Source organism: Neisseria iguanae (genome assembly GCF_003013245.1).
Taxonomy (GTDB): Bacteria; Pseudomonadota; Gammaproteobacteria; order Burkholderiales; family Neisseriaceae; genus Neisseria; species Neisseria iguanae.
Genome location: NZ_PXYY01000184.1, coordinates 1 through 873, shown reverse-complemented (window position 1 = coordinate 873; position 873 = coordinate 1). Strand labels below are relative to the sequence as shown.

At 51.0% G+C, this 873-nt stretch carries 1 protein-coding gene and 1 pseudogene; one reads left to right on the top strand and one right to left on the bottom strand.

All coding sequences use genetic code 11. From position 1 onward, the window contains the following. Window positions 1-252, top strand: a pseudogene (locus tag C7N83_RS13990) (lipopolysaccharide assembly protein LapB); the annotation flags it as partial. A 280-nt stretch (window positions 253-532) separates the two neighbouring features. On the opposite strand, the gene C7N83_RS13985 reads toward C7N83_RS13990, so the two are convergent. Further along, window positions 533-873, bottom strand: a 341-nt coding sequence (locus C7N83_RS13985; protein ID WP_425437533.1) for a hypothetical protein, incomplete at its 5' end; no start/stop codon positions are given.

Here is an 873-nt window from a genome sequence, read left to right as displayed (position 1 = left end):
TTGGCGGTGGAATTGGTACGCCAAAAACCGGATTTGAACGGTGTGTACCGTTTGCTTGGTTTGAAGCTGAGCGATATGCCAACCGAGTGGAAAGGCGATGCCGATATGATGCGTGCGGTTGTCGGCCGGCAGTTACAAAAAAGAGTGATGTACCGCTGCCGTAATTGCCATTTCAAATCACAAGTGTTTTTCTGGTATTGTCCGGCATGCAACAAATGGGAAACCTTTACGCCGAATAAAATTGAAGTGTGAGTTTTAATCAACAAGGCCGTCTGAAAGATTTGAACAGTCCCCCCAATTCTTGGACAAGTTAAGAATCTTTCTCAAACAATCCCTTCAAGCCGGGTTCCGTATACAACAGGGACCCGGCTTGTTTAAGTTTAAACTGAAGCGTTCATGATTATAAGAACCTGTATAATCATCTGTGACAGCCGTTCATTCCGCCTTCGGCAGCGCGCCTGCCACATAAAAGCTTTCCGTTTCCAATGTACCGAAGAAACGCCCCCTCGGCGCATTGTCCCGGCAATTGCCTTTACACGGGATACTTGGCACAATCCCTTCCCCGGCCGATTTCGCCCGCTAACCGGCCGTCCGGGTCTTGGTCGGAATGTGGCAGCGGTTGTTCCACTTTCAGACGGCCAAAAGCCTTTTCCGGCATCTGAACCACCATTTTACCGTTCAGTCTTCTGTTTAAAGAGTAAGCCGCAAGTTCCCGGTTGGACACATCCGGTATGGGCGACAAAGACGGTTTGCCCTCTCTGCCTTTGGGCCCGGCCACATCACCCCTCTCTTTCTGATCGGTTTCTGGGCGGCAGGTTGCCGGTTGGGGATATTCTCCGAAGCGGCCCCGACAGCCTGATGACGGTATGCTTT